At 53.8% G+C, this 3,064-nt stretch carries 1 rRNA gene; it reads left to right on the forward strand.

The annotated features are described in order from the left end of the window. The first annotated feature begins 140 nt into the window (after nucleotides 1–140). Nucleotides 141–3,064, forward strand: a 23S ribosomal RNA gene (locus ACQCVE_RS19495).

Here is a 3,064-nt window from a genome sequence, read left to right on the forward strand (position 1 = left end):
TTGTTCTTTGAAAACTAGATAACGATATGAATGTCAAACATTCACACGAGTAAGAAACGACCTTATGATTTTCTTCGTCCGTTTACCGGTTGAAGAAATGAACACAAGCCTTAAGACCATCCGGTCTTAAGCGATCTAACGGTTAAGTTAGAAAGGGCGCACGGTGGATGCCTTGGCACTAGGAGCCGATGAAGGACGGTACGAACACCGATATGCTTCGGGGAGCTGTAAGTAAGCGTTGATCCGGAGATTTCCGAATGGGGAAACCCGCTGCTCGTAATGGAGCAGCATCCTGACTTGAATACATAGAGTCAGCGAAGGCAGACCCGGGGAACTGAAACATCTAAGTACCCGGAGGAAGAGAAAGCAAATGCGATTCCCTGAGTAGCGGCGAGCGAAACGGGATCAGCCCAAACCAGAAGGCTTGCCTTCTGGGGTTGTAGGACACTCAACACGGAGTTACAAAGGAACGGGGTAGAGGAAGCGGCCTGGAAAGGCCCGCCAGAGAAGGTAACAGCCCTGTAGTCGAAACTTCGTTCCCTCCTGAGTGGATCCTGAGTACGGCGGGACACGAGAAATCCCGTCGGAATCCGGGAGGACCATCTCCCAAGGCTAAATACTCCCTAGTGACCGATAGTGAACCAGTACCGTGAGGGAAAGGTGAAAAGCACCCCGGAAGGGGAGTGAAAGAGATCCTGAAACCGTGTGCCTACAAGTAGTCAGAGCCCGTTAACGGGTGATGGCGTGCCTTTTGTAGAATGAACCGGCGAGTTACGATGACGTGCAAGGTTAAGTTGAAGAGACGGAGCCGCAGCGAAAGCGAGTCTGAATAGGGCGCATCAGTTCGTCGTCGTAGACCCGAAACCAGGTGATCTACCCATGTCCAGGGTGAAGTTCAGGTAACACTGAATGGAGGCCCGAACCCACGCACGTTGAAAAGTGCGGGGATGAGGTGTGGGTAGCGGAGAAATTCCAATCGAACCTGGAGATAGCTGGTTCTCTCCGAAATAGCTTTAGGGCTAGCCTCATGGCAAGAGTCTTGGAGGTAGAGCACTGATTGGACTAGGGGCCCCCATCGGGTTACCGAATTCAGTCAAACTCCGAATGCCAAAGACTTATCCATGGGAGTCAGACTGCGAGTGATAAGATCCGTAGTCGAAAGGGAAACAGCCCAGACCACCAGCTAAGGTCCCCAAGTATCCGTTAAGTGGAAAAGGATGTGGGGTTGCTTAGACAACCAGGATGTTGGCTTAGAAGCAGCCACCATTTAAAGAGTGCGTAATAGCTCACTGGTCGAGTGACCCTGCGCCGAAAATGTACCGGGGCTAAACGGATCACCGAAGCTGTGGACTGTCCTTCGGACAGTGGTAGGAGAGCGTTCTAAGGGCTGAGAAGCCAGACCGGAAGGACTGGTGGAGCGCTTAGAAGTGAGAATGCCGGTATGAGTAGCGAAAGAGGGGTGAGAATCCCCTCCACCGAATGCCTAAGGTTTCCTGAGGAAGGCTCGTCCGCTCAGGGTTAGTCGGGACCTAAGCCGAGGCCGAAAGGCGTAGGCGATGGACAACAGGTTGAGATTCCTGTACCACCTCTTTTCCGTTTGAGCAATGGAGGGACGCAGGAGGATAGGGCAAGCGCGCTGTTGGATATGCGCGTCCAAGCAGTTAGGCCGGCAAGCAGGCAAATCCGCTTGTCATAAGGCTGAGCTGTGATGGCGAGGGAAATAAAGTACCGAAGTTCCTGATTCCACACTGCCTAGAAAAGCTTCTAGCGAGGAAAATGGTGCCCGTACCGCAAACCGACACAGGTAGGCGAGGAGAGAATCCTAAGGTGATCGAGAGAACTCTCGTTAAGGAACTCGGCAAAATGACCCCGTAACTTCGGGAGAAGGGGTGCTCTTTAGGGTGAATAGCCTTGAAGAGCCGCAGTGAATAGGCCCAGGCGACTGTTTAGCAAAAACACAGGTCTCTGCGAAGCCGCAAGGCGAAGTATAGGGGCTGACGCCTGCCCGGTGCTGGAAGGTTAAGGGGAGAGGTTAGCGCAAGCGAAGCTTTGAACCGAAGCCCCAGTAAACGGCGGCCGTAACTATAACGGTCCTAAGGTAGCGAAATTCCTTGTCGGGTAAGTTCCGACCCGCACGAAAGGCGTAACGATCTGGGCACTGTCTCAACGAGAGACTCGGTGAAATTATAGTACCTGTGAAGATGCAGGTTACCCGCGACAGGACGGAAAGACCCCGTGGAGCTTTACTGCAGCCTGATATTGAATTTTGGCACAGCTTGTACAGGATAGGTAGGAGCCTTGGAAACCGGAGCGCCAGCTTCGGTGGAGGCATCGGTGGGATACTACCCTGGCTGTGTTGAACTTCTAACCCGCGGCCCTGATCGGGCCGGGAGACAGTGTCAGGCGGGCAGTTTGACTGGGGCGGTCGCCTCCTAAAATGTAACGGAGGCGCCCAAAGGTTCCCTCAGAATGGTTGGAAATCATTCGCAGAGTGTAAAGGCACAAGGGAGCTTGACTGCGAGACCTACAAGTCGAGCAGGGACGAAAGTCGGGCTTAGTGATCCGGTGGTTCCGCATGGAAGGGCCATCGCTCAACGGATAAAAGCTACCCCGGGGATAACAGGCTTATCTCCCCCAAGAGTCCACATCGACGGGGAGGTTTGGCACCTCGATGTCGGCTCATCGCATCCTGGGGCTGTAGTCGGTCCCAAGGGTTGGGCTGTTCGCCCATTAAAGCGGTACGCGAGCTGGGTTCAGAACGTCGTGAGACAGTTCGGTCCCTATCCGTCGCGGGCGCAGGAAATTTGAGAGGAGCTGTCCTTAGTACGAGAGGACCGGGATGGACGCACCGCTGGTGTACCAGTTGTCTTGCCAAAGGCATCGCTGGGTAGCTATGTGCGGACGGGATAAGTGCTGAAAGCATCTAAGCATGAAGCCCCCCTCAAGATGAGATTTCCCATTCTTTGAAGTAAGACCCCTGGAAGATGACCAGGTTGATAGGTCCGAGGTGGAAGCGTGGCGACATGTGCAGCTGACGGATACTAATCGGTCGAGGACTTAACCA

Source organism: Metabacillus sp. 113a, assembly GCF_050107635.1.
In the GTDB taxonomy this organism is placed as follows: domain Bacteria; phylum Bacillota; class Bacilli; order Bacillales; family Bacillaceae; genus Metabacillus_B.